We start from the raw sequence: 25,197 nt of genomic DNA, 5'->3' as shown, positions 1-25,197 counted from the left end.
GACGAGATGGAAAAGCTGCATCCGTTCAAGCGTTACGAAGGCAACCCGATCCTGACCCGCGACGACGTTCCCTACTGGTGCAACACCGTGTTCAACGCCGCCGCCTGCAAGTTCGGCGATCAGTATCTGTTACTGCTGCGGGTCGAGGACCTCAACGGCCACAGTCACCTGACCCTGGCCCGTTCCACCGACGGCTATCGCTTCCAGGTGGACGAGCGGCCCTGGATCAGCCCTTCCGCCGATCCTCGTTTTGAGATCTACGAACGCTATGGGATCGAGGACCCGCGCATCACCTACGTGCGCGAGGACCGTTGCTGGTACATCACCTATACCGCCTACGGTCCCCACGGGCCGCGGGTGGGGTTGGGGCGGACCTTCGACTTCGAGACCTTCGAACGCATCGCCCTGGTCACCGAGGTGCCCAACAAGGATGCGGTGCTGTTCCCGGAGAAAATCGCCGGCCGTTACGTGATGCTGGACCGCCCTGGCGGCTTTGCCGGTGGGGTCGGAGCCGTCTGGGTGCAGTATTCCCAGGATCTGGTCTATTGGGGGGATGCGAAGGCGCTGCTGGGACCACAGCCGGGCTGGGGCAACTCCAAGCTGGGCACTTCGACCCCGCCGATCGCTACCGAGGTCGGCTGGCTGGTGCTCTATCACGGTGTGCGCGAAACTCCCAGCGGACGTATCTACCGGGTCGGAGCGATGCTGCTGGAGCGCGGCAATCCCGAGAAAGTGATCGGTTACACTCCCAATTTCATCTTTGGCCCGGAGGAGCTGTACGAGCGCGTCGGTGACGTGCCCAACGTGGTGTTCCCCTGCGGGGTGATCGTCGAGGATGGCATGCTGAGGATGTACTATGGCGCCGCCGATACCGCCATCGCCTTGGCCGAGGCCCGGCTCGACGACATCATCGAGCTGTGCCGCCTGGCCAAGAGCCACGAGGTGAAAAGCCGCTGACGCCGGTCAGCGCTGCCACAGGATCGGCATGACCTCCAGGGGGATTTTCGCCTCGGTGTGGCGGGGGACGATGCGCACGGTGTAGTGTTCCTGGGGCCGCAGGGCCGGTGCTTCTCCCCGGTACAGGAAGCCGCCCACCGATCCCAGCAGCGGATGCGCCGGCGTCATGGGAAAACGCCAGGGGGGCTCGCCTGCCGCCTGGGGATCGGCATAGATTTCCACCTGTACCGCTTCCGGCGCCAGGGTGCCTAGATAGACCTGGACCTGGAAGCGGTAGACGTCCCCCTCCCGGCTGACTTCCAGCTCGCCGAAGTGGAGGGTGTGCCACTGGCTTTCCAGCCGGTGCCGCCAGGCGAGCAGGTCGCGGGCGACGGCTTGGTCGTCGCGGTGGCGCCGGACATAATCCTGGGCCAGGGGTAGATAGTATTGTTCGGTGTATTGGCGCACCATGCGGTTGGCGGAGAAGTGCGGTGTCAGGCGCGCCATGCTTTCGCGCATCTTTGCCAGCCAGCGGGTGGGAATACCGTGGGGATCGCGGTGGTAGAAGGCGGGGGCGACTTCGGTTTCGAGGATCTGATACAGCTGCTCGGCTTCGAAGCGGTCCCAAGCAGGATCGCTGTCGTGTTCCCGGCCGTCGCCGATGGCCCAGCCGACCGCCGGGTCGTAGGCTTCCGCCCACCAGCCGTCCAGTTCGGAAATGTTGAGACCGCCATTGACCAGCACCTTCATCCCGGAAGTGCCGCACGCCTCCCACGGGCGCCTGGGGGTGTTGATCCAGGCGTCCACGCCTTCGACGATCTGTTCTGCCAGCTGCATGTCGTAATCGGGCAGGAACACGATCCGGCCGGCGATTTCCGGGTGACTGCGGATGAACTGAATCCAGTCCCGCAGCATCGCCTGGCCTTCCCAGTCCTGCGGATGGGCCTTGCCCGCCAGCACCAGCTGCACGGGATGGTGGGGATGGGTGAACAGGCGCAGCAGCCGGGCCGGATCGGTGAGCAGGAGGTTGGGGCGTTTGTAGCCGGTGAAGCGGCGGGCGAAGCCCAGGGTGAGGATGTTGGGATCGAGCAGGGGGGTGTCGGCTGGAAGATAGTTGAAGGAGGCCGGCCGCTGGGCTCTGAGATCACGGATGAACTGCACTAACCGGCGGCGGTTGCGGGTGCGGCACTCCCACAGGCGCCCCCCATCCACTTTGCGGATCAGTTCGCTGGTGTGACAGGGATCGCAGATCCAGCGTTCCTCGCCGCAGGTGTCGGTCCAGAGGCGATCGGATTCAGGCGAATCCCACGACGGGGTGTGCACCCCGTTGGTGACATGGCCCACCGGCACTTCCACCACCGGCCAACGGGGAAACAGGGGAGAGAAGATACGGCGGCTGACCTCCCCGTGCAGGCGGCTGACGCCGTTGACCGCTCCGCTGCCGCGAATGGCGAGCCAGGCCATGTTGAACGGTTCGCTGTCGTCGCCGGGATCGCTTCTGCCGAGGGCCAGCAGCTGCGCCACCGGGATGCCCAGCGTGTCACAGTAATGACTGAAATAACGGCGGATCAGCGCCGGGGGGAAACGGTCGAACCCGGCGGCCACCGGCGTGTGGGTGGTGAACAGATTGCCGGCGCGGGTGACGGTCAGGGCCAGCTCGAAGTCCACCCGGTGGCGGCGCATGTAACTGCGGGCCCGCTCCAGGACCGCAAAGGCGGCATGGCCTTCGTTGAGGTGGCAGAGCGTCGCCGTCAGCCCCAGCCGTTCCAGCAACTGCCAGCCGACGATGCCGAGGAGGATTTCCTGCTGCAGCCGCTGTTCGGTGCCGCCGCCGTAGAGGCGGTCGGTGATGCAGCGGTCCGAGGGAGGATTGGCGGGATCGTTGAGATCGAGCAGATAGAGGCGGGTGCGGCCGATCTGGGCCTGCCACACCCGCACCCACAGGTTGAAGCCGTTGAATTGATAGTGCATCCGCAGGATTTGGCCGTCATCGGTGCGGACCGGCGTGACCGGCAGTTCCCAGGGGTTGTTGTTGGGATAGACGGCGACTTGGTTGCCCTCCTCGTCGAGGATCTGGCGGAAGTAGCCCTCCTGATACAGCAGGCCGATGCCGATCACCGGCAGCCCCAGGTCGCTGCAGCTTTTCAAGTAATCCCCGGCCAGGATGCCGAGCCCACCGGAGTAGAGCGGCAGCGCTTCGGTGAGGCCGTATTCCATGCAGAAATAAGCGATGTGCTGTAGAGGCGTTTGCCCGCCGGCTTCCTGAAACCACGTGGGCCGTTCCAGATAACGCCGGCGCTCGGCGGCGATTTCTTCCAGTCGCCGGCAGAAATCGGGATCTTGGGCCAGGGCTTCCAGCTTGGCCGGGGAAACGCTCTGCAGGATCAACCAGGGATTGCCGGTCAGGCGCCAGGCTTCCGGATCCAGGGTTTCCCACAGCACATCGCTGACGTGACTCCAGGACCAGCGCAGATCCAGCGCCAGGGGGATGAGTTCGCGTAAGGCTTCGGGCAGATGGGGGAAACAGGCAGGCGGATAGACGGCGTCGGACATGAGGGCGCTCCAGATGAGGGGAACGCCCTTAATGGTAGCAGATCGTCAGCGCAGCCACTCGGCGATCAGTTTCTTGCAGCGTCGGCTCCAGGGGCATTTGGCTCTGCAGAAATAGCGCTGATCGCTTTGGAAGCATTCCGGGGGATGCGCTGTCCCGGTATCGTTGCGGGTGGTCGATGTCTTGCGTGCAGGATGAGAAACCACGGTTGCCGTGCCCATTGTCCGCCCCTCCTGTTTCAGCTGAATGGATGCTGAATTTCAGCGTTAGACAGGATAGGGGTGGAAAGTTTCGAATGAAAGATCTTTATATGGAAAAATTCTTTATCTTTTGATCCGAAGCAAAAAAGACGCACTGTAAAGCCCCTGCGAAGTTTCAAGGCGGGGCGCGGCGGTAAAGCGGCAGGGCGCCGATACGGCGTTCGATAGTCGCCAGCAAGTGGCGGTAGGCGGGGCTTCCGGTATGGCCGAAGCGGCGTTGAAAGTCGGTCCGGCTGAGGTGATCGGGAAGTCCCTTCAGGCTGGGCAACAGGCCCCGTTCGCTATCGAGACGGAGCAGTTGGCGCTGGAGATAGCCGGGGTTGGTGACGGCGAGTCGGCCGAAACGGGTGCCCGCCATATCGGCGGCGAGGTCGCTGAAGCTGAAGCCGCTGCCGGTGTCGAAATCGGTCAGTTCCTTGTAGAGGCCCAGATAACGGGCCAGTCCGGCGCCGCCGCTGGCGCTGACGGCGGCGGAGGTGACGAAATGCTGTGCCAGATCGTGACGTCCCTGCAACGCCAGGCGGGGATAATGCAGTTTCCCCCGGGGTTTGAGGGCGAACAGGCGGGCCGGATCGTATTGGTTGGTATAGACGGCGAGAATCTGCAACAGGGCTCGGTGTTCGGCGGCGGCAGTCGCCGTCGTGGTGTATCGGCGTGCATGGGCGAACAACAGTTGCAAGGGTGTCAGGAGCGATGCGCCGTGTTTTTGCCAATGCCGGTCCCAGTGCCACAGCCGGTCGTAGTATTTTTGCAGCAGGTGGGTATCGGCGGCCATCAGGGAGAGGGGATTGCTGCTTGCGGGTGGAGGCGCGGATGCCGGGGTTTCCCCCAGCGGCAGGAGGGCTTCCACCAGCGCGGCCGGTAAGGACAGTCCTCCCACTCGGGCCTCTGTGACGTGAAGTCGGGACCGCTGCCGCTCCAGGCGCAGGTCAAGATTGAGATAGGGCCGGGGCAAGGGGGTTTTGAGCGTGGCGACGAGATGCCAGAAGGGTGGCAGGCCGTCGATTCTTGCAGCCACGGGAAGGCCGGTGCGCTGGGACCATTCGCCCACAGCGACATCGAGCCGGTGTCGATAGGGGTCGCGGCGGGCATCGCTCCTGAGCGCCGAAACCGGGACCAGCGGTTCTTCCTCGAGCAGAAACCAGGCGCCCCCGAAGACGACGAGTGGGGGCAGGGTGAGGCAGGCGGCGAGCCACTTGATCAACGCGTTCACCGGTCGATTAGATCGAACATTCAATCGGATGCTGATTCATGGCGGCAAAGGGCGTAAAATGGCCAATTTCTGTTGGAAGTCATAATAACAAGATGGTAACCACGCCTGTGCATCCTTTGGAGAAAAAAGACCCCAAGGAGGAAATCCTCAAGGCCGCCCTCAAGTTGTTCACCGAAAAGGGCTACTTCAACACCTCGATCGCCGACATTCGCCAGCTGGCCGACGTCAGCACCGGCACCATCTACCATTATTTCAAGAACAAGGAGGCCATCGCAGATGCCCTCTACACGGAAGTGGTCCGCAGCCTGGAGGAATCCTTCAAGGAGATCCGGCGCCTGAACAACGCGTTCGAACGTCTGCGCGCCATCCTCGAACTGTTCTTCGAGCTGACCGAAAACGAGCCCGAGATCGTGCGTTTCATCGTCATGGTCCGCCATCAGGAAATCCTTTCCCAGCGCCCGCCCCTGAGCCAGTCGCCCCCGTTCAGGTTGCTGGATCGGATCATGGAAGAGGGAATTAGGGCGGGAGAGCTGCGACGGATGAATCCCCAGGTGGCCACAGCGGTGTTTTACGGCACGGTCGCGCGGATGGCACTGCTGCGGCTGGAAGGCGTGCTGGAGAAACCGCTGGCATTCTACCTGCTGGACACCTGGACCGCCATCTGGCGGGCATTGGCGCCGGCAAACGAAAAGGGAGCCTGATCGGCTCCCTATCCGCATGCTGCTTTCGTTGCAGCTTCAGGGAAGCTCCGAGTAACCCATCAGGTACTCGTCCACCGCGCGGGCGCACTGGCGGCCTTCGCGGATGGCCCACACCACCAGCGACTGGCCTCGGCGCATGTCGCCTGCGGCGAACACTTTGTCCAGGGAGGTGCGGTACTGGCGGGTGTCGGCCTTGACGTTGCCGCGGGGGTCCAGTTCCACCCCCAGCTCCTGGAGCAGCCCTTCGTGAACCGGATGGACGAAACCCATCGCCAGCAGCACCAGATCGGCGTCGAGGGTGAACTCGCTGCCGGGAATTTCCTTCATCTGCCAGCGGCCGTTTTCGTCCTGGGACCAGTCCACCTTCACCAGGTGGAGCTTGCTGACCCGGCCGTCTTTTCCCTCGAAGCGCTGGGTGCTGACCGCGAACAGACGCTCGCAGCCTTCCTCCTGGGAAGTGGAGGTGCGCAGTTTGTTGGGCCAGTAGGGCCAGGTCAGCAGCTTGTTTTCCTTTTCCGGCGGTTGGGGCAGGATTTCCAGCTGCACCACCGACATCGCTCCCTGGCGGATGGAGGTGCCGATACAGTCGGAGCCGGTGTCACCGCCGCCGATGACCACGACCTTCTTGCCGGTGGCGAGGATTTCTTCTTCCGGGGGAATGAAATCGCCGGCGTTGCGTTTGTTCTGCTGGCGCAAGAAGTCCATGGCGAAGTGGATGCCCTGCAGTTCCCGCCCAGGTACCGGCAGGTCGCGGGGTTTTTCCGAACCGCCGGCGAGAACCACGGCGTCGAACTGATCGAGCAGTTCCCTGCCGGAAATATCCACGCCCACGTGGGTGTTGGGGCGGAAAGTCACCCCTTCGGCGCGCATCTGCGCCATGCGGCGGTCGATGAGATGCTTGCTCAGTTTGAAGTCAGGAATCCCGTAGCGCAGCAGGCCGCCGATACGGTCGTTCTTCTCGAACACCACCACCGCATGACCGGCACGGGCCAGCTGCTGGGCGCAGGCCAGGCCGGCAGGGCCGGAACCGATGACGGCGACCCGTTTGCCGGTGCGGGCCTCGGGAATTTCCGGCTTGATCCAGCCTTCCTCCCAGGCGCGGTCGACGATGGCGCATTCGATGGTCTTGATGGTGACCGGGCTGTCGTCCAGGTTCAGGGTGCAGGCGGCCTCGCAGGGCGCGGGGCAGATTCGGCCGGTGAATTCCGGGAAGTTGTTGGTGCGGTGGAGTTCGCGGATCGCTTCCTGCCACTTGTCGCGGTAGACCAGATCGTTCCAGTCCGGGATCAGGTTGTTGACCGGGCAGCCGTTGTGGCAGTAAGGGATGCCGCAATCCATGCAGCGGGCGCCCTGCTCGGCCACTTCCGGCGGCGGTAGGGGAATGACGAACTCGCGGAAATGCTGGATACGGTCGGCGACCGGCTGATAGGTGCGGTCGCGGCGCGGGATTTCCAGGAAACCGGTCGGTTTGCCCATGAAACTACCTCTTCAAATCGAATGCGGATGAATGGGGGCCGGCCCCGTGCGGGCGGGGCCGAAAATCTGTCAGGCGGTCAGACGCATTTCGGCCTGTTCCTTTTCCTTCTGCAGCTGCTCCAGCGCCCGGCGATAGTCGATCGGCATCACCTTGACGAACTTGTGGCGGTAATCGCTCCAGTTCTCCAGGATCTGCCGCGCCCGCTGGCTGTCGGTGTAGTGCAGGTGGGTACGGATCAGGGCGTGAAGGCGCTGTTCGTCGTAGCGGGTCATGTCGTGGGCGACCTTGACCCAGCCGTGGGTCTCCAGATCACCGCCCTGGTGTTCCAGTTCTTCGATGGCCAGGTCTTCCTCGAGCACCGGTTCCAGCTCGACCATGGCCATGTTGCAGCGCTTTTCGAAGTCGCCGCGCTCGTCGAGGACGTAGGCGATGCCGCCGGACATCCCGGCGGCGAAGTTGCGGCCGGTTTCACCGAGCACCACCACGATGCCGCCGGTCATGTATTCGCAGCCGTGATCGCCGACGCCTTCCACCACGGCGATGGCGCCGGAATTGCGCACACAGAAGCGCTCGCCGGCGATGCCGCGGAAGTAGCATTCACCGCTGATGGCGCCGTACAGCACGGTGTTGCCGACGATGATGTTCTCTTCGGCGACGATCGGGGTCTCCTTGGGCGGATAGATGATGATGCGTCCCCCGGACAGCCCCTTGCCGACGTAGTCGTTGCCCTCGCCGTCCAGTTCCAGGGTCACACCCTTGGCGAGCCAGGCGCCGAAGCTTTGTCCTGCGGTGCCCTTGAGCTTGATGTGAATGGTGTCGTCCGCCAGTCCCTCGTGACCGTAGCGTTTGGCCACCTCACCCGAGAGCATGGCTCCCACGGAGCGGTCGATGTTGCGCACCGGCAGCTCGATCTGCACCGGCTTCTTTTCCTCCAGCGCCGGTCTGGCCAGCTCGATGAGGCGGTTGTCGAGGGCCTTGTCGATCTCGTGGGGCTGGACCTCGCAGTTGTAGACGGCCACCCCGGGCTCGGCCTGGGGTTTGGCGAGGATCTTGGAGAAGTCGAGCCCCTTGGCCTTCCAGTGGTCGATGGCTTCCTGCATGTCGAGGCGGTCGGACTGGCCGATCATCTCATCCAGGGTGCGATAGCCCAGCTGGGCCATCAATTGGCGCACTTCCTCGGCGACAAAGAAGAAGTAGTTGACCACGTATTCCGGTTTGCCCGTAAATTTCTTGCGCAGCACTGGATCTTGGGTCGCCACCCCCACCGGACAGGTGTTGAGATGGCACTTGCGCATCATGATGCAGCCCTCCACGATCAGCGGCGCAGTGGCGAAGCCGAACTCGTCGGCTCCGAGCAGGGCGCCGATGACCACGTCACGGCCGGTGCGCAATCCGCCGTCCACCTGGACGCAGATGCGGCCGCGCAGCTTGTTGAGCACCAGGGTCTGATGGGTTTCGGCCAGGCCGATCTCCCACGGCAGGCCGGCATGCTTGATCGAGGTCAGGGGCGAGGCGCCGGTGCCGCCGTCGTAGCCGGAAATGGTGACGTGGTCGGCGTGGGCCTTGGCGACCCCGGCGGCGACGGTGCCGACGCCCACCTCCGACACCAGCTTGACGCTGATACGGGCCTCGGGATTGACGCATTTGAGGTCGTAGATCAGCTGCTTGAGGTCCTCGATGGAGTAGATGTCGTGGTGCGGCGGCGGCGAGATCAGCCCCACCCCCGGGGTCGAATGGCGCACTTGGGCGATGATCTTGTCCACCTTGTGGCCCGGCAGCTGGCCGCCCTCGCCGGGCTTGGCGCCTTGGGCGATCTTGATCTGGATGTCGTCGGCGTTGACCAGGTATTCGGTGGTGACGCCGAAGCGGCCGGATGCCACCTGCTTGATCGCCGAACGCATGGAATCGCCGTTGGGCAGGGGCTTGAAGCGTTCCGGCAGTTCACCGCCCTCACCGGTGTTGGACTTACCGCCGATGCGGTTCATGGCGATAGCCAGGGTGGTGTGGGCCTCCCAGGAGATCGAGCCGAACGACATCGCCCCGGTGGCGAAGCGTTTGACGATCTCGCTGGCCGGCTCCACCTCCTCCAGCGGCACCGGGTCGCGGTCGAACTTGAACCGCATCAGCCCGCGCAGGGTGAACAGCTTTTCGTTCTGTTCGTTGATGAGGCGGGCGTATTCGGCATAGGTCTTGGGATCGCCGGAACGGGTGGCGTGCTGCAGCTTGGCGATGGAATCGGCGGTCCAGGCGTGGGCTTCGCCGCGAATGCGGTAGGCCAGCTCGCCGCCGACGTCGAGGGAGTCGCGCAGCTCCAGCGGATCGCCGAAGGCGCGCTTGTGGCGCTGCAGAGCTTCGGTGGCGATCTCCGCCAGGCCGGCCCCTTCGGTGGTGCTGACGGTGCCGGCGAAGTAGCGGTCGAGGAAGTCCTGGTTGAGTCCGACGCTGTTGAAGATCTGGGCGCCGCAATAGGACTGGTAGGTGGAGATGCCCATCTTCGACATCACCTTGAGGATGCCCTTGTCCACCGCCTTGATGTAACGGCTGATGGCCTCCTCCTCGCTGATGGGCTCGGGCAGGCGGTGGCGCAGGTAGGCGACGCTGTCGAGGGCCAGATAGGGGTTGATGGCCTCGGCCCCGTAACCGGCCAGGACGCAGAAATGATGCACCTCGCGGGCCTCGGCGGTTTCCACCACCAGGCCGGTTTCGGTCCTGAGCCCCTTTTCGATCAGGTGATGGTGGACCGCGGAGGTGGCCAGCAGCGCCGGAATCGCCACGTGGGCGGCGTCGGTGTCGCGGTCCGACAGGATCAGGATGTTGTTGCCGTCCAGCACCGCCTGTTCGGCTGCCTGGCACAGGCGTTCGAGGGCCTTCTCCATGCCGGAGACCCCTTCCGCCACCGGGTAGCAGGTGCTCAGCGTGGCGGTTCGGAAGGCGCCGTGGGTACGCGGCTCGATGTAACGGATCTTTTCCAGATCGGCATTGGTGAGGATCGGCTGGGCGGCTTCCAGACGCATGTGCTTGCCGCCTTCGTCCAGCCCCAGCAGGTTGGGACGGGGGCCGATCATGCTCACCAGCGACATCACCAGTTCCTCACGGATCGGGTCGATGGCCGGATTGGTGACCTGGGCGAAGGCCTGCTTGAAATAGTCGTAGAGCAGGCGCGAACGGTTGGAGAGCACCGCCAGCGCCGCGTCGTTTCCCATGGAGCCCACCGGATCCTGGCCGCCGACGGCCATCGGCTGGAGGAAGAACTTGATGTCCTCCTGGGTATAGCCGAAGGCTTGCATGCGGTCGAGCAGGGTTTTTTCCGCCGGCGGCATCGGCGCCACTTCCGGCGCCAGCTTTTCCAGTTTGATCTGGGTCTTGTCGAGCCATTCCTGGTAGGGGTGTCGGGCGGCCAGCTCGGCCTTGAGCTCGGCGTCGTCGATGATGCGGCCCTGCTCCAGGTCGATGAGGAGCATCTTGCCCGGTTGCAGGCGCCATTTCTTGATGATCTTCTCTTCCGGTACCTTCAGCACCCCCATTTCCGAAGCCATTACCACCAGGTCGTCCTCGGTGATGAGATAACGGGCCGGGCGCAGGCCGTTGCGATCCAGGGTGGCACCGATCTGGCGACCGTCGGTGAAGGCGATGGCCGCAGGGCCGTCCCACGGTTCCATGAGGGCGGCATGGTATTCGTAGAAGGCACGGCGTTTCTCGTCCATCAGCGGATTGCCGGCCCAGGCTTCGGGGATCAACAGCATCATGGCGTGGGCCAGGGAGTAGCCGCCGGTCACCAGCAGTTCCAGGGCGTTGTCGAAGCAGGCCGAGTCGGACTGGCCTTCGGCGATGAGCGGCCACAGTTTGTCCAGATCCTCGCCGAGGATGTCGGACTTCATGGCGTGGCGGCGGGCGGCCATCCAGTTGATGTTGCCGCGGAGGGTGTTGATCTCGCCGTTGTGGGCGATCATGCGGAACGGCTGGGCCAGATCCCAGGAGGGGAAGGTGTTGGTGGAGAAGCGCTGGTGCACCAGCGCCAGGGCCGATACCATGCGTTCGTCGTGGAGCTCGGGATAGAACTCGCCCACCTGGGTGGACATCAACATGCCTTTGTAGACGATGGTGCGCGACGACAGCGAGGGAACGTAGAAGGCGGCCGGATCGTCGAGCTTCTCTGCACGGATGCGGTTTTCCACCTGCTTGCGGATGACGAACAGCTTGCGTTCGAAGGCGTCCTGGTCCGGGCAGTTGGTGCCGCGGCCGACGAACACCTGGCGCACCACCGGCTCGACCGCCTTGACCGAATCGCCGATGGTGCGATTGTCGGTGGGCACATCGCGCCAGCCGAGGACGGTCTGGCCTTCGGCGGTGATAGCGTCTTCCAGCAGCTTTTCGCAGCGCTGGCGGTTTTCCGGCTTGCGCGGCAGAAACACCATGCCGGCGCCGTAGTCGCCTTCCGCCGGCAGCCCGATATTCAAGGCGGCGCACTCCTCGCGCAGGAAGCGGTCGGGAATCTGCAGCAGAATCCCGGCGCCGTCACCGCCTTTGGGATCGGCCCCGACCGCACCGCGGTGGGTCAGGTTGGTGACGATTTCCAGACCTTGTTCGACAATTTCGTGGCTTTTGCGTCCCTTGATGTGAGCGACGAAACCGACGCCGCAGGCGTCGTGTTCGTTGCGGGGATCGTACAAACCCTGTTGGCGTGGTAATCCGCTATGATTCATGTTCGACCTCGTCTGGATTAAGGCGGTATCGGGCGGTTGCGTTCAAGGCTGCCGGGACAGCGGTTTCGGCCCGTCAATCCACAGAAAAGCTCTAAAGAATAGGAAAGTTGGCCAGGTTTTGCAAGATCGGGGGGAGCGGGCGGTACTGGGCTGGCGCCTTGGTCATGGGTGTGGCGTTGACGGTATTGAGCGCCTGTGGCGGCGCCCGGCCGGTGCGCCCGCCGGCGCCGCCCATCCACGGTCAGTTCTACCGGGTTCATCCCGGTGACACTTTATATTCCATCGCCCGCCGCAGCGGCCGTGACTATCACGATCTGGCCCGTTGGAACGGCATCTCGCCGCCTTACACCATTTATCCAGGCCAGATCCTGCGTCTCGTCCCCCGCAAAAAAGCCGTCAAGGCCCGCGCCAGGCGGGATCCGAAGGTTTCCCGGAAAAAATCCAAAAAAACGCTAAAGCATCGCTGGCGCTGGCCGTTAAAGGGAGTGATCGTCAGAAACTTCGCCGCTACCGGCAGGAAAGGAATCGACATCGCTGCGCCACCGGGAACTCCGGTCAGAGCGGCCGCACCCGGGAAAGTGGTTTACAGCGGCAGCGGTTTGGTCGGATACGGCAAGCTGGTGATCGTCAAGCACGGGGAAACCTACTTATCGGCCTACGGAAACAATCGCCGCCTCCGCGTCAGGGAAGGACAATGGGTCAAGGCCGGCCAAGTGATCGGCGAGGTAGGCCGGGGAAGCGACGGGCGTGCCGTGCTGCATTTTGAAATTCGCAGGAACGGGAATCCGGTCGACCCGTTGCGAATGTTACCGAGACGTTAACCGCTTTTACGGGAGGAGACGGGGATGGCACAGATGACGGGCATCGACGTGGGGGAAATGATGGACACTGCGCCGGGTTGGGGCGAAGAAGCAGGGGCGGCTTCCCGAGGCAGTCAGTTCGACGCCACCCAGATCTATCTCAAGGAATTGAGCCGATCTAAGTTGCTGAGTGCGGACGAGGAAAGACACTACGGCCGTCTGGCCCGCCAGGGGGACGAGGCAGCGCGTCAGGTGATGATCGAAAGCAATCTGCGCCTGGTGGTCAAGATCGCCCGCCGTTACCTCAACCGCGGCCTACCGCTGCTCGACCTGATCGAGGAAGGCAACCTTGGCCTGATCCGGGCGGTGGAGAAATTCGATCCCGAGCGTGGCTTCCGCTTCTCCACCTATGCCACCTGGTGGATCCGCCAGACCATCGAGCGGGCGCTGATGAATCAAACCCGTACCATCCGCCTGCCGATCCACATCGTCAAGGAGATGAACGTCTATCTCAAGGCCATGCGGCAGCTGTCCCAAGATCTCGACCGCGATCCCACGGCCGAAGATGTCGCCGCCTACTTGGACAAGCCGGTCGAGGAGGTGGAACGGATGCTCAAGCTCAACGAACGCACCAGTTCCGTCGACGTTCCCTATGGAAAGGAGTCCGACAAACCGTTGTTGGACATCCTCACTGACGAAGCCGACGACGGTCCCGAGACCGAGGTGCAGGAAAACAGCCTGCGTCAGCATATGTATCGTTGGCTGCGTCAGTTGCCGGAGAAGCATCGGGAGGTGCTGCTGCGCCGTTACGGTCTGGGGGGCTACGAAATTTCCACCCTGGAGCCACCCTATTACCCACATCTCCCACCCCTGTAGTAAGATGTTGATTTTTCTGGATAAGCGTTGACATGAGCTGGGCTGAACAAGAATTTTTTACCTGGCGCTGGGCGATGCCCGCCTGAACCGGCGGCTGTGTCAGGTGATAGAAGCGATGGCAAGCGACCCGATGGCGAGCATTCCCAGCGTTTGCGGGGGCGGTTGGGCGGAGACCAAGGCAGCCTACCGGTTGCTGGACAATCCCAGGCTGGATTTTCGGGAGGTGTTGCGGGCCCACAGCGTGCCCACCCTGGAACGGATCCGGCAGCAGTCGCGGGTGCTGTGCCTGCAGGATACCACCGAGCTGGATTATTCCGGGCGGCCGTCAATGGCTGGGTTGGGACGGTTGAACTATGAGAAACGCCAGGGGTTGTACCTGCATCCGACGTTGGTGATCAGTGAGGCGGGGGTGGCCCTGGGGGTGACCGACTGCTGGCACTGGGCGCGTCTTCCCAAGGGGGAGCCGGACCTGGCCGAGAGCCTGCGTTGGGTGGAAGGCTATGAGCGGGTGGCCGAGCTGGCCGCCCTGGCGCCTGAGACCCGGCTGGTGTATGTCGCCGACCGGGAAGGCGACCTTCGGGCCCTGATCGACCGGGCCGAACAACTGGGCTTTGCCGCCGATTACCTGATCCGGGTACGACACGACCGCAAGCTCAACGACCCCCTGGATGGCAAACTGCGGGCCGCGGTCGAAGCCCAGCCGGTGCTGGGGACGATCGCCTTCGACCTTCCGGCCAGCGGCAACCGCCCGGCCCGGCAGGTCACACAGACGCTCCGAGTCGCCCGGCTCGAACTGAAAACCCGAAACGGCCCAGGTCCAAAAGTCACCGTCATCCTGGCCTGGGAAGAGGCGCCCCCCGAAGGACGGGAAGCGGTCGAATGGTGTCTGATCACCAATGAGCCAATCACCACCCTGGAACAGGCCAGAGCGCGCATCGAATGGTACCGCAAACGCTGGTGGATCGAAGTCTACTTCCGTATTCTCAAAAGCGGCTGCCGCATCGAAGCCTTGCAACTTCGCACCCGGGAACGCCTGGAACGGGCCCTGGTGCTGTATCTGATCGTCGCCTGGCGCATCCTGATGCTGATGACGCTCGGGCGGGAACATCCCGAGTGGTGTTGTGAAGTGGTGTTTTCTGTCGAAGAATGGCAGACCGCCTGGGCCATCCACCATCGCACCCCACCACCCTCGAAGCCGCCGGATTTGGGCACGATCGTCCGTCTCGTAGCTGGCTTTGGCGGCTGGCTGGGACGCAAGAACGATCCCCCGCCCGGCCCCAAAGCCTTGTGGCAGGGCATGACCAAACTGAGCGCCTACGTGGAGGCCGTGACTGCCATCCAGACGGCCGAGATCAAGTTCCCGCAGAAAAAACGGATAAGACATTGATTTCTATGAGTTGCAGGAGATGTGGGTAATAGGGTGCCCTGGAGCAGGTCGCCCGGGAATTGCAGGTGACCCGCGAGCGGGTGCGTCAGATCCAGATGGAGGCAGTGAAGAAGCTGCGCGAGATGCTGGAAACCGAAGGCTTTTCGGCAGACGCCATCTTTCACTGAGCCGGCTTGTTTCTTCACCAGCTGCGGTGAGCCTTGCCTGCCTGAGATCTCAGGCAGGCTTTGTTTTTTTATTACTTCCTGTTATATTAAGCGAATACCCGCCAGCGACCGTCCCTATTCGACATCCCCGCCGGTTGATAGCACACACGTAGTTCCAGATGCCTTGGCGCCTTCTTGATGAATTCAGCGCGGCGCAGTGCATCGAGCTGCCCGCCCATCCATCAAGACTCAAGGTATCGTTATGTCCGAGATTTCCACTTTCGCCTCCTTCGATCTGCCTGAAGCCGTCCTTTCCGCGGTGCGCCAGGCCGGTTACGAATCCCCCACGCCGATCCAGGCCGCCACCATCCCCCACGTACTCGAAGGCCGCGACGTCATCGCCCAGGCTCAGACCGGCACCGGCAAGACCGCCGCCTTCGCCCTGCCGCTGCTGGCCCGCATCGACATCGACGACCCCCGCCCGCAGGTGCTGGTGCTGACGCCGACCCGTGAGCTGGCCCTGCAGGTGGCCGAAGCCTTCCAGACCTATGCCGCCAATCTGCCGGAGCTGCACGTGCTGCCGATCTACGGCGGTCAGGAATACGGCCGCCAGCTGCGTGCTCTGCGCCGCGGGGTCCATGTGGTGGTCGGCACCCCGGGGCGGATCATGGACCACATGCGCCGCGGCACCCTCGATCTGTCCTCCCTCCACACCCTGGTGCTGGACGAGGCCGACGAAATGCTGCGCATGGGCTTCGTCGACGACGTGGACTGGATCCTAGAGCAGACCCCGGCCGAGCGTCAGGTGGCCCTGTTTTCCGCCACCATGCCGGCGCCGATCCGGCGCATCGCCCAGCGTCACCTGCGCGACCCGGAGGAAATCAAGATCCAGGTCAAGGCCGCCACCGCCGACACCGTACGCCAGCGCTACTGCCTGCTCAGCCCCCACGCCAAGCTCGACGCCCTGACCCGGATCCTCGAAGCCGAGGATTTCGAAGCCGTGATCCTGTTCGTGCGCACCAAGACCGCCACAGTGGAGCTGGCAGAGAAACTGGCCGCCCGCGGCTACGCCGTCGCCCCCCTCAACGGGGACATTCCCCAGAACCAGCGCCAGCGCACCGTCGAGCAGCTCAAAAGCGGCCGTCTCGACGTCATCGTCGCCACCGACGTGGCTGCTCGCGGGCTGGACGTGCAGCGCATCACCCACGTGATCAACTACGATGTCCCCCTCGATACCGAGTCCTACGTCCATCGCATCGGCCGCACCGGCCGCGCCGGCCGCAGCGGGGACGCGATCCTGTTCGTCACCCCGCGGGAAAAGCGCCTGCTGCGGGCCATCGAACGGGCGACCCGGAAAGCGATCGAGCCCATGGAGCTTCCCACTGCGGAAACCATCAACAGCCAGCGCATGGCCAAATTCCAGCAGCGCATCAGCGATACCCTGGCCAACCAGGATGTCGGTTTCTTCCGGGAACTGCTGCAGCAATACGAACAGGAGCACAACGTCCCCGCCCTCGACATCGCCGCCGCGCTGGCGACCCTGCTGCAGGGAGACGAGCCGCTGCTGCTGGACGAAAAGGCGCTGCGGGCCGGGCCGAACCGGGAACGCCGGCCGGCGAACGGGGAGCGCATGACTCTGAAGCGCCGCAGTCGCAGGGATGCGGTGGAAATGGCCAGTTACCGGATCGAGGTAGGTCGCAACCACGGCGTCCGTCCTGGCAACATCATGGGTGCGATCGCCAACGAGGTCGGCCTGGACAGCCGCTTCATCGGTCGCATCGACATCCACGACGATTTCAGCACCGTGGACCTTCCCGACGGCATGCCGCAGGAAGTGCTGCGCACCCTGAAGAAAGTGTGGGTCGCCGGCCGTCCGCTGAACATTTCCAAAGCCTAGTCGGCGCCATCCCGCCTGGACAAAAGGCCGGCGTTTCCCAGGGAGCGCCGGCCTTTTTCCGTCGGGGCGCTTGGCAAGCGCCGCCGGGAACGCCATCATAATTTCCATGGAACGGAATCGGCATCCGCAAGCCGGGCATCTGTCGGCCGGGGTGGTGGTGGTGAGATTCATCGACGGCTGCCCGCATTACCTCCTGCTGCGGGCCTACCGCTACTGGGATTTTCCCAAGGGCATGGTGGAGCCAGGGGAGGAACCGCTGCAGGCGGCGATCCGCGAAGTGGCCGAGGAAACGGGGTTGACCGGCCTGCGTTTCCGGTGGGGGGAGGTGTATTATGAGACCCCGCCCTACGGCAAGGGCAAGGTGGCCCGTTATTACCTGGCGGAAGCTCCGGAGGGGAAGGTGACCCTGCCGGTCAGTCCGGAGCTGGGCTTTCCCGAGCATCAGGAATTCCGGTGGCTGCCCTACGAAGGGGCGCGCAAACTGCTGGTGCCGCGGGTACAGGCGGTGCTCGACTGGGCCCATGCCATCGTCAGCGGCCGGACAGGCCGGTGACGCCGTGGAACCCGCCCTGGCCGCCAAGCTCGCGCTGCTGCGGGATCCCGCGGCCTATCCCGATCGTCCCGCCCGGGTCGAGGTCGTCGAAACCCATATGGCCTGGGTGTTTCTGACCGACCGCCACGCCTACAAGCTCAAGAAACCCCTGCGCCGCCCCTATCTCGATTTCAGCACCGTGGCCGCGCGCGGATACTACTGCCGGGAGGAAGTGCGTCTCAACCGGCCGCTGGCGCCGGGGGTCTATCTCGGCGTCCTGCCCTTGACCGCATCCGGCGCCCGCTTGGCCCTGGATGGTGACGGCGAAATCGTGGACTGGTTGGTGTGGATGCGGCGTTTGCCGGGGCCGCTCATGCTCGACCGGCTGTTGCAGGAGAACCGGCTTGAGGCGTGGATGCTGCCGGCGCTGGCGGCGAAGGTCGCCGCTTTCCACCGCCAGTGTGCCCCGGTCCTGGCGGATGGGGAAGCCTGCCGGGTCCATTACCGGTGCTGGCTCGACGCCAACGCGCGGGCGCTGCAGCGACTGCGGAATTTGTGGGGCGGTTGGGATTGCCGGCGCCTGCTGGAAAGACAGCGGGCCTTTCTGGAGAATCACCGCAGCCTGTTCGATCAGCGCGCCCGGAGCGGTTGTGTCATCGAGGGCCACGGGGATTTGCGCCCGGAGCACGTCTGTTTCGAAACCCGAGGGCCCCAGGTTTTCGACCGGCTGGAGTTCAACCGCGATTTCCGCCTGCTTGACCGCGCCGACGAGGTGGCCTATCTGGCGCTGGAGTGCGCCTGGCTGGGCCATGCCCAGGCCGGTCTGACGTTTCTGGCGCACTACCGCCGCTACAGCGGCGACGACTGGCCTCCTGCGCTGCTGGCGTTTTATCTCGCCTATCGGGCCACCTTGCGCGGCCGGCTGCTGCTGACCCGGGTGCGGGAGGAGGGGCAGGGGCGGTGGCTGCCGCGGGCCTGGCGCTATCTGGCGCTGGCGGCCTATTACAGCCGACGCCTGCCGGATTAGGCGTTCAGTTCCTTGACTTTCTCCAGCAGCCGGGTTTCACCCGTCCAGCCAGTCGTTGAGCGATTCGTCTGCATGGATGCGCCGTACCGCTTCGGCGAAGAAAGGACTGGAATCGACGGTTTCCAGTTTGACGGCCACGGCAGGATTTTCGAGCCGCCAGGGCGGGACGCTGTCGCTGACGACGATCCGGTCGAGGGCGGTATCGGCCAGGGCGGCGTTGGCACTGGCGTCGAACAGGCCGTGGGCGGCCACGGCGGTCACCTGGACGGCGCCGGCCTGTTTGCAGGTGCGGGCGGCATGGATCAGGGTGCGGCCGGTGACGATCAGGTCGTCCACGATCAGCACCGTGGCGCCTTTCACGTCTCCCACCAGCCGGCCGTGTTGCAGCTCGCCGCCGCTGCGCAGCTTCTCCACGAAGGCGCTGTCGATCTCCCGGCCCAGGCTCCGTTCCAGCCGTTGGCGGAAATCCTGGGCCCGCTTGTAACCGCCGGTGTCGGGGGAAACCACCACGATACGGGCCGCCTGCCGCAGCGGTCCGGCCACATGGGGGACGAGCAGGGCCGCGGCCGGCAGGTGTTCGGTGACGATGCGGAACGCATTCTGGAAAGCGGCCGGGTTGTGGACCTCGAGGGTGACGACCCGGTCGGCACCGACCGCCTCCAGCATGGCGGCCAGATAGCGTAGGCTCACCGGGTCCCGGGGTTTGGTGCGGCGGTCCTTGCGGGCGTAGGCCAGATAGGGTAGCAGCAGGGTGATTTCCCGGGCCGAGGCATCGCGCAGGGCGCCGCAGAACAGGGCCAGCCGCATGATCTTGTCGTTGACGCCGAGATCGGGGTCGGAATGGAGGGACGACAGCACGACGACCGGACGGCCGCGGACGCTCTGCAGCGGCCGCAGCTTGTGCTCGCCGTCCTCAAAGCGGCGTTCCTCGTGGCAGGCCGGTTCGATTCCCAGGCGGGCGGCGATCCGTCGGCCCAGGTCGCGGGAGCCGGCAAGGGCGAACAGGCAGAGGGTGTCCATGACGGTTTCCTCGAAGGTGTTTGGCGCATTGTCGGTCATCGGGCCGGTATCGGCAACGGCGGGATTCACTACACTTTCAGGTTAAGACGCCGAATTTCATCAGGAGGCCGCCATGACCGCCGAACTGCCCCCGTTTTCCCAGCTGCACATCGACGTGGCGCGTTTTGCCACCGACGACTTCAATCCCTTCCACGATCCCGGCAAATGGCACCGGCTCCGGGACAATCCCTTCGGCAGCCCCATCGTTCTGGGGTTCCAGACCGCGACCTGGCTGGCCGAGCAGGTGGAGATCCACCGCCGCGAACACGACGACCCCGGACTGTTGGCGCAATTGCCCGTCTGTCACTGGCAACTCAACTTTGCCGCAGCCATCAAGCCCGGGCAGTCCTGCCGGCTGACCATCCGTCCCGGCCGCTACGACGAGACGAAAGGCGTGCTGAGCAACCGGGTGCTGCTCAAGCATGGCAGGCACCCGCTCCTGCTGGGCCAGCACGGACGTTGCCGGCAGCTTGCCGAAGACGGGGAGGATGTGCCGTCCGCGCTGGCCGCCCGCCCCGACCGCAGCGAACTCGAAGGCGGATGGTTCCTCAAACGCAAGTTCATGATGACGGCCAACGCCAAGAACTTCCTCCTCGGTTGTCAGGTGCCGCCGCAGCGCTATTTCGACGAACTGGAAGACCGGGTCCGCTTTCCTTACATGTTTCCGGTCAGCTACGTTTCTTGCGCCCTGCTGGAACGGGCCCGGTGCCGGGGCCACGATTTCGAAGCCGAACCGATGGTCTATGCCCGTCATGAGATCCAGATCGATCTGCAGGTGGCCGAAACCCTCCGCAGCAACGCGCGCCTGCACATCCTGGTCCGGCCCGAACGGGAGGACGATGCCGGGCAGCATTTCCAGTGCCGCGGCCTGATCGACGATACCCCTTTGTTCCGGGCCGATATCGTCCTGGTGCCCCTGGCGCGGATCGTCGCCGCCCTGCAGCGGAGGTGAAGTCTGGTAAAATATCCGACTTTTCAATCCAAGGACGAGAACCCGGTCAACCACCCCTCCCTGAAGGGAGGGGCTTGTGGGGGAACCTGCAAGCCCGGGGTTGACCAGGGAAAGCCGTAACCAACCGGCTACGTTGCAGGTAAGGCCAAAAGACCCACCCTGGGATGCTTCCTCAGTCCCAGGCTCTGGAAGTCCCGGTTGCAGACAAGGGCCGGGTACCTGCGAAACGGACCGGGACAGCGGGCTGGCCTGCGACATTCCCGAAGGGAGACACCCTGAAAGGGGTGCGTTACCAGGCCCGTAAGGGCAGAGCCGCAAGGCCCGGCCGGGTGGAAAGCCTGGCACCTATTTCGTGTGTAACAACTTGTACGGAGGCCGCGCTTTCCTCCCCTGCCTTCAGGCGGGGGAGGAAAGCGCGGGAAACAGATGAGCGTACGCACCCGTTTTGCCCCCAGCCCTACCGGTTACCTGCACATCGGCGGGGCGCGGACGGCGCTGTTCAACTGGCTGTATGCGCGCAAGCACGGCGGCGATTTCATTCTCCGCATCGAGGACACCGACCGCGAGCGTTCCACGCGCGAATCGGTCAACGTCATTCTCGAGGGGATGGCCTGGCTGGGGCTGGACTACGACGAGGGCCCCTATTATCAGACCGAGCGTTTCGACCGTTATCGCGAGGTGATCCGGCAGTTGCTCGAATCGGGCCACGCCTACTACTGCTACTGCACCAAGGAGGAGCTGGAGGCGATGCGGGCCGAGCAGATGGCGCGCAAGGAAAAGCCGCGCTACGACGGCCGCTGCCGTGAACGCACCGAACCGCGCGAGGGGGTGCAGCCGGTGATCCGCTTCAAGACCCCCAGGGAGGGAGAAGTGGTCATCGACGACCTGGTCCGCGGCCGGGTGGTGTTCCGGAACGCCGAGCTCGACGATCTCATCATCGCCCGTTCCGACGGTACCCCCACCTACAATCTCACCGTGGTGGTGGACGATCTCGACATGGGCATCACCCACGTGATCCGCGGCGACGACCATCTCAACAACACCCCGCGCCAGATCAACATCATGCGCGCCCTGGGGGCGGAGCCGCCCCGCTACGCCCACGTGCCGATGATTCTGGGGGAGGACGGCGCGCGCCTGTCCAAGCGCCACGGGGCGGTGAGCGTGTTGGAATACCGTGACCAGGGCTATCTGCCCGAAGCCCTGCTCAACTATCTGGTGCGGCTGGGATGGGCCCACGGCGACCAGGAGATCTTTTCCGTCGACGAGATGATCGAGCTGTTCGACATCCGGGACGTCAACAAATCCGCCTCCACCTTCAACCCGTCCAAGCTGTTGTGGCTCAACCACCACTACATCATGCATTCCGACCCGCTGCACGTGGCCCATCACCTGCGCTGGCACCTGGGCCATCTGGGCATCGACCCGGCCGAGGGCGGGCCCGATCCGGTGGACGTGGTGCTGGCCCAGCGCGAACGCTGCAAGACCCTCAAGGAAATGGCCGAGGCCAGCGCCTTCTTCTACCGCGATTTCGACACCTATGACGAAAAGGCGGCCAGGAAGCACCTCAAGCCCGAAGCTATCGAGGTGCTGAAAGCGCTGTACCAGCGTTTCCAGGCCCTGTCGGAATGGGCGCCCGAACCGTTACATCAGGTCGTGCTGGACACCGCCGAGACCCTGGGGCTGAAACTGGGCAAGGTCGCCCAGCCGCTGCGGGTCGCCCTGGCAGGCTGTGCGATTTCACCGCCCATCGATGTCACCCTGCATCTTCTGGGGCGGGAGAAGTCCCTGGCGCGGATCGAACAGGCGATCGCCTGGATCGAGGAAAAAAGTTCACAACAGGGCTAGACAAGCGGAGAAAACCGACATATAATGATTATCTCTTGTGAGGGGCCATAGCTCAGCTGGGAGAGCGCTACAATGGCATTGTAGAGGTCGCCGGTTCGATCCCGGCTGGCTCCACCAACAAAAGACTTGAAAATTTGTCCCCATCGTCTAGCTGGCCTAGGACACAGCCCTTTCAAGGCTGCGACACGGGTTCGAATCCCGTTGGGGACGCCAATTCAAAGCCCGCGCTAAGCGGGCTTTTTTGCGTCCAGGGGTACCGTCACTGCCGGCCCATCCTGAAACTTCCGTTATGAATCCGTTATAGCCGCATCGGCATGATGATGAAGCGGGTGCTGGGGTCTTCCGGGTCTTCCGCCAGACAGCTGAAGTTGGGCTCGGCGAAGGACAGGCGGATGGAATCGGCATCCAGATGGGTCACCGCATCGGTCAGGTAGGCGGCGTTGAAACCGACGCTGAAAGGCTTGCCCTCGTAGTGCACCTCCAGTTCCTCCTCGGCCTCCTCCTGGTCCGGGTTGTGGGCCGACAGGCTCAGGCGACCCGGTTCGACGTCGAGGCGGATGCCGCGGTACTGTTCGTTGGACAGGATCGACACCCGGGAGATGGCCTCCTTCAGGGTTTGTCGGTCGGCGGTGAGCACACGGCTGACTTCGCTCGGGAACACCCGCCGGTAGTCGGGATAACGGCCGTCGATGAGCTTGGCGGAGAAGATCGCCTCCGGCAGTTCGAGGCGGATGGCGTTGGGCGTCAGGCGAATGACGATGGTGTCGTCCCCCTCCAGCAGTCGTGCCAGTTCCTGCACCCCCTTGCGCGGCAGGATCGGCTGCCGCACGCCTTCGACGGGCGTTTCCAGACGTGCTTCGCTGAAGGCCAAGCGGTGGCCGTCGGAAGCGACGGCGCGCACCGAATCCCCGTCCAGCTCCAGCAGTAGGCCGTTGAGGTAGTAGCGCACGTCCTGCAGCGCCATGGCGTAGGTCGTCTTGGCCAGTAGCCGCTGCAGGGTTTCGCTGTTGATCTCGGTACGGGTTTCCTCTCCCTGGAGGCGGAATTCGGGGAAGTTCTCGCTGCCGAGGGTGGCAAGCGCAAAACGGCTGCGGCCGGCCTTCACCTCCAGATTTCTGCCGTCCCTGAGGCGGCACTGGACCGGGGTGCCGGTGGGCAGCAGGCGGCAGATGTCGAGAAGCTTGCGGGCTGGGACCGTAGTTTCGCCGTCTTCGCCCTCCACCGCGATGGCGGTGATCAGTTCGACCTCCAGATCGGTGCCCACCAGGGTCAGGCGGCCGTCTTCGACCCGCAGCAGGACGTTGGCCAGAATCGGCAGGGTGGAGCGGCGCTCGATGACGCCGGCGACTTTCTGCAGGGCTTCGAGCAGGGGCTCGCGGACGGTGGAAAAACGCATGGCTTCCTCAGTTGGTGAGCAGATGGAGCAGGGTGGCGTAGTCCTCGGCGATCTTGCTGTCGGTTTCCTTCAATTCCTCCACCTTACGGCAGGCGTGCAGCACGGTGGTGTGATCGCGGCCGCCGAAGTATTCGCCGATCTCCGGCAGGCTGTGGTTGGTCAGTTCCTTGGCCAGGGCCATGGCAATCTGTCGCGGGCGGGTGATCGAGCGGGTGCGCTTGTTGGAGAGCAGATCCGAAACCCGGATCTTGTAGTATTCCGCCACCGTCTTCTGAATGTTTTCCACGTTGATGAGTTTGTCCTGGACCGCAATCAGATCGCGCAACGCCTCTTTGGCGAAGGCCAGGGTGATCGGCTCGCCGGTGAACTGAGCGCGGGCGGTGACCCGTCGTAGGGCGCCTTCCAACTCACGGACGTTGGAACGGATGCGTTTGCCGATGAAGAAAGCGACCTCCTCCGGCAGCTCGACCCCCCACTGCTGGGCTTTCTTCATCAGGATCGCCACCCGGGTTTCCAGGTCCGGCGGCTCGATGGCCACCGGCAGGCCCCAGCCGAAGCGGGACTTGAGCCGCTCCTCCAAGCCCTCGATCTCCTTGGGGTAGCGGTCGCAGGTCAGCACCACCTGGTGCTTGTTCTCCAGCAGGGTGTTGAAGGTGTGGAAGAATTCTTCCTGAGAGCGTTCCTTGCCGGCGAAGAACTGGATATCGTCCACCAGCAGGGCGTCCACGCTGCGGTAGTATTCCTTGAAGGCGTTGATGGCGTTGTGCTGGAGTGCGGTGACCATGTCGGAAACGAAGCGTTCCGAGTGCAGATAGACCACGTTGGCCTTGGCGTTGCGGGCCACGATCAGATTGCCGATGGCGTGCATCAGATGGGTTTTGCCCAGGCCGACGCCACCGTAAATGAACAGGGGGTTATAGGCCTGGCCCACGTTCTCGGCCACCTGCATGGCGGCGGCCTTGGCGAACTGGTTGGATTTGCCTTCCACGAAGGTGTCGAAGGTGAAGGCAGGATTCAGATTGCTGGTGGCCGGTTTCTTGCGCTTGGCCCCGGTGGTGCCGAAGTCGGGGCGGGCGGGGGCAGCCTCGGCCTCGGCTTCCTGGCGGGTGCCGACTTCCAGGATCAGACGCGGGGCACCGTTGCCGTTTCTGGGCAGAGCCTGCTCGATGTGGTCGATGAAGTGATCGCGTACCCAGTCGCGCACGAACTGGTTGGGGGCGAGCAGATGCAGTTCACCGCCGTTTTCCACTGCCTGCAGGGGACGGATCCAGGTGTTGAAATCCTGGGGCGGGATTTCGTGTTCGAGTTTTTGAATGCACTGATTCCAGAGATCGCTCATAAGGTTCGGGCCTGATGCGGGTGGGTCGAGAAAATGCCGATCCCGGAGGGCAAAAATCGAGCTTGCCACAGCGCCGGGCAAAATACTATACCGGAATCGC

At 63.9% G+C, this 25,197-nt stretch carries 19 protein-coding genes and 2 tRNA genes; 13 read left to right on the top strand and 8 right to left on the bottom strand.

The genetic code is table 11. The annotated features are described in order from the left end of the window. Window positions 1–6 precede the first annotated feature (6 nt). On the top strand, window positions 7–957 hold the full coding sequence (locus tag MIN45_RS00105; RefSeq protein ID WP_286292592.1) for a glycoside hydrolase family 130 protein: 951 nt from the start codon (window positions 7–9) through the stop codon (window positions 955–957). Window positions 958–963: 6 nt separating this feature from the next. On the opposite strand, the gene glgP is transcribed toward MIN45_RS00105, so the two are convergent. From glgP to MIN45_RS00090, 3 genes are all read right to left on the bottom strand, one after another. After that, window positions 964–3,489, bottom strand: coding sequence for an alpha-glucan family phosphorylase (gene glgP, locus MIN45_RS00100; RefSeq protein WP_286292591.1), 2,526 nt, complete (start codon window positions 3,487–3,489; stop codon window positions 964–966). 45 nt (window positions 3,490–3,534) lie between these two features. Then, entirely contained in the window at window positions 3,535–3,708 is a 174-nt protein-coding gene (locus MIN45_RS00095) for a hypothetical protein (protein ID WP_286292590.1), read from the bottom strand. Between the two features lie 154 nt (window positions 3,709–3,862). After that, window positions 3,863–4,960 (bottom strand): YfiM family lipoprotein, encoded by a 1,098-nt coding sequence (locus MIN45_RS00090; RefSeq protein ID WP_286292589.1) that lies wholly within the window; start codon window positions 4,958–4,960, stop codon window positions 3,863–3,865. Window positions 4,961–5,052: 92 nt separating this feature from the next. On the opposite strand from MIN45_RS00090, the gene MIN45_RS00085 reads away from it, so the two are divergent. Continuing rightward, on the top strand, window positions 5,053–5,661 hold the full coding sequence (locus MIN45_RS00085) for a TetR/AcrR family transcriptional regulator (RefSeq protein ID WP_286292588.1): 609 nt from the start codon (window positions 5,053–5,055) through the stop codon (window positions 5,659–5,661). Window positions 5,662–5,697: 36 nt separating this feature from the next. Here the strand turns inward: MIN45_RS00085 and MIN45_RS00080 are convergent, their stop codons facing one another. Together MIN45_RS00080 and gltB are read right to left on the bottom strand one after the other, a co-directional pair. Next, complete coding sequence (locus MIN45_RS00080) at window positions 5,698–7,137, bottom strand: glutamate synthase subunit beta (RefSeq protein WP_286292587.1); 1,440 nt, start codon at window positions 7,135–7,137, stop codon at window positions 5,698–5,700. A gap of 69 nt (window positions 7,138–7,206) precedes the next feature. Continuing rightward, a complete protein-coding gene (gltB, locus tag MIN45_RS00075; protein WP_286292586.1) occupies window positions 7,207–11,841 on the bottom strand; it encodes a glutamate synthase large subunit in 4,635 nt (1,544 codons plus the stop codon). Between the two features lie 164 nt (window positions 11,842–12,005). Here gltB and MIN45_RS00070 point away from each other — a divergent pair, with 164 nt between their 5' ends. From MIN45_RS00070 to MIN45_RS00040, 7 genes are all read left to right on the top strand, one after another. Continuing rightward, window positions 12,006–12,662, top strand: a complete 657-nt coding sequence (locus tag MIN45_RS00070; protein WP_286292585.1) for a peptidoglycan DD-metalloendopeptidase family protein — start codon at window positions 12,006–12,008, stop codon at window positions 12,660–12,662. Window positions 12,663–12,722: 60 nt separating this feature from the next. Next, on the top strand, window positions 12,723–13,517 hold the full coding sequence (gene rpoS, locus MIN45_RS00065) for an RNA polymerase sigma factor RpoS (RefSeq protein WP_286294178.1): 795 nt from the start codon (window positions 12,723–12,725) through the stop codon (window positions 13,515–13,517). A 52-nt stretch (window positions 13,518–13,569) separates the two neighbouring features. Continuing rightward, entirely contained in the window at window positions 13,570–14,904 is a 1,335-nt protein-coding gene (locus MIN45_RS00060; RefSeq protein WP_337250361.1) for an IS4 family transposase, read from the top strand. Between the two features lie 38 nt (window positions 14,905–14,942). Then, window positions 14,943–15,071: a sigma factor-like helix-turn-helix DNA-binding protein gene (locus MIN45_RS00055; RefSeq protein ID WP_337250376.1), complete on the top strand. Its 129-nt coding sequence runs from the start codon at window positions 14,943–14,945 to the stop codon at window positions 15,069–15,071. Between the two features lie 241 nt (window positions 15,072–15,312). Then, window positions 15,313–16,947: a DEAD/DEAH box helicase gene (locus tag MIN45_RS00050; RefSeq protein ID WP_286292584.1), complete on the top strand. Its 1,635-nt coding sequence runs from the start codon at window positions 15,313–15,315 to the stop codon at window positions 16,945–16,947. Between the two features lie 106 nt (window positions 16,948–17,053). After that, window positions 17,054–17,500 (top strand): bis(5'-nucleosyl)-tetraphosphatase, encoded by a 447-nt coding sequence (locus MIN45_RS00045; protein WP_286292583.1) that lies wholly within the window; start codon window positions 17,054–17,056, stop codon window positions 17,498–17,500. Further along, on the top strand, window positions 17,469–18,506 hold the full coding sequence (locus MIN45_RS00040; protein WP_286292582.1) for a hypothetical protein: 1,038 nt from the start codon (window positions 17,469–17,471) through the stop codon (window positions 18,504–18,506). The genes MIN45_RS00045 and MIN45_RS00040 overlap by 32 nt, the downstream gene beginning before the upstream one ends. A 36-nt stretch (window positions 18,507–18,542) precedes the next feature. On the opposite strand, the gene MIN45_RS00035 is transcribed toward MIN45_RS00040, so the two are convergent. Further along, a complete protein-coding gene (locus MIN45_RS00035; RefSeq protein ID WP_286292581.1) occupies window positions 18,543–19,565 on the bottom strand; it encodes a ribose-phosphate diphosphokinase in 1,023 nt (340 codons plus the stop codon). 73 nt (window positions 19,566–19,638) lie between these two features. Between MIN45_RS00035 and MIN45_RS00030 the strand changes: the two genes are divergently transcribed. The 4 genes from MIN45_RS00030 to MIN45_RS00015 all read left to right on the top strand — a co-directional run bounded on the left by MIN45_RS00030 (window position 19,639) and on the right by MIN45_RS00015 (window position 22,575). Further along, window positions 19,639–20,517 carry a hotdog family protein gene (locus tag MIN45_RS00030; RefSeq protein WP_286292580.1) on the top strand — a complete coding sequence of 293 codons (879 nt, stop codon included), beginning with the start codon at window positions 19,639–19,641 and terminating at the stop codon, window positions 20,515–20,517. 426 nt (window positions 20,518–20,943) lie between these two features. Continuing rightward, window positions 20,944–22,362 carry a glutamate--tRNA ligase gene (gene gltX, locus MIN45_RS00025; protein WP_286292579.1) on the top strand — a complete coding sequence of 473 codons (1,419 nt, stop codon included), beginning with the start codon at window positions 20,944–20,946 and terminating at the stop codon, window positions 22,360–22,362. 41 nt (window positions 22,363–22,403) lie between these two features. Beyond that, a tRNA-Ala gene (locus tag MIN45_RS00020) sits at window positions 22,404–22,479 on the top strand. Between the two features lie 19 nt (window positions 22,480–22,498). After that, window positions 22,499–22,575: transfer RNA gene (locus MIN45_RS00015), tRNA-Glu, on the top strand. 85 nt (window positions 22,576–22,660) lie between these two features. On the opposite strand, the gene dnaN is transcribed toward MIN45_RS00015, so the two are convergent. Both dnaN and dnaA read right to left on the bottom strand, forming a co-directional pair. After that, window positions 22,661–23,758 (bottom strand): DNA polymerase III subunit beta, encoded by a 1,098-nt coding sequence (gene dnaN, locus MIN45_RS00010; protein ID WP_286292578.1) that lies wholly within the window; start codon window positions 23,756–23,758, stop codon window positions 22,661–22,663. Window positions 23,759–23,765: 7 nt separating this feature from the next. Then, a complete protein-coding gene (gene dnaA, locus MIN45_RS00005; RefSeq protein WP_286292577.1) occupies window positions 23,766–25,097 on the bottom strand; it encodes a chromosomal replication initiator protein DnaA in 1,332 nt (443 codons plus the stop codon). Window positions 25,098–25,197: the final 100 nt, after the last annotated feature.

Origin of the sequence: Methylomarinovum tepidoasis (assembly GCF_030294985.1) — a bacterium.
GTDB classification, from domain to species: Bacteria; Pseudomonadota; Gammaproteobacteria; order Methylococcales; family Methylothermaceae; genus Methylohalobius; species Methylohalobius tepidoasis.
Note: the sequence above shows the minus strand (reverse complement) of the source record. Positions and strands in the feature narration are given on the sequence as shown.

What these genes read in the sequence shown, in the direction of transcription:
- MIN45_RS00105 (WP_286292592.1), top strand. Translation starts at nt 7, where the DNA reads ATGGAAAAGCTGCATCCGTTCAAGCGTTACGAAGGCAACCCGATCCTG.
- glgP (WP_286292591.1), bottom strand. Translation starts at nt 3,489, where the DNA reads ATGTCCGACGCCGTCTATCCGCCTGCCTGTTTCCCCCATCTGCCCGAA.
- MIN45_RS00095 (WP_286292590.1), bottom strand. Translation starts at nt 3,708, where the DNA reads ATGGGCACGGCAACCGTGGTTTCTCATCCTGCACGCAAGACATCGACC.
- MIN45_RS00085 (WP_286292588.1), top strand. Translation starts at nt 5,053, where the DNA reads ATGGTAACCACGCCTGTGCATCCTTTGGAGAAAAAAGACCCCAAGGAG.
- MIN45_RS00080 (WP_286292587.1), bottom strand. Translation starts at nt 7,137, where the DNA reads ATGGGCAAACCGACCGGTTTCCTGGAAATCCCGCGCCGCGACCGCACC.
- gltB (WP_286292586.1), bottom strand. Translation starts at nt 11,841, where the DNA reads ATGAATCATAGCGGATTACCACGCCAACAGGGTTTGTACGATCCCCGC.
- MIN45_RS00070 (WP_286292585.1), top strand. Translation starts at nt 12,006, where the DNA reads ATGGGTGTGGCGTTGACGGTATTGAGCGCCTGTGGCGGCGCCCGGCCG.
- rpoS (WP_286294178.1), top strand. Translation starts at nt 12,723, where the DNA reads ATGGACACTGCGCCGGGTTGGGGCGAAGAAGCAGGGGCGGCTTCCCGA.
- MIN45_RS00050 (WP_286292584.1), top strand. Translation starts at nt 15,313, where the DNA reads ATGTCCGAGATTTCCACTTTCGCCTCCTTCGATCTGCCTGAAGCCGTC.
- MIN45_RS00045 (WP_286292583.1), top strand. Translation starts at nt 17,054, where the DNA reads ATGGAACGGAATCGGCATCCGCAAGCCGGGCATCTGTCGGCCGGGGTG.
- MIN45_RS00040 (WP_286292582.1), top strand. Translation starts at nt 17,469, where the DNA reads ATGCCATCGTCAGCGGCCGGACAGGCCGGTGACGCCGTGGAACCCGCC.
- MIN45_RS00035 (WP_286292581.1), bottom strand. Translation starts at nt 19,565, where the DNA reads ATGACCGACAATGCGCCAAACACCTTCGAGGAAACCGTCATGGACACC.
- MIN45_RS00030 (WP_286292580.1), top strand. Translation starts at nt 19,639, where the DNA reads ATGACCGCCGAACTGCCCCCGTTTTCCCAGCTGCACATCGACGTGGCG.
- gltX (WP_286292579.1), top strand. Translation starts at nt 20,944, where the DNA reads ATGAGCGTACGCACCCGTTTTGCCCCCAGCCCTACCGGTTACCTGCAC.
- dnaN (WP_286292578.1), bottom strand. Translation starts at nt 23,758, where the DNA reads ATGCGTTTTTCCACCGTCCGCGAGCCCCTGCTCGAAGCCCTGCAGAAA.
- dnaA (WP_286292577.1), bottom strand. Translation starts at nt 25,097, where the DNA reads ATGAGCGATCTCTGGAATCAGTGCATTCAAAAACTCGAACACGAAATC.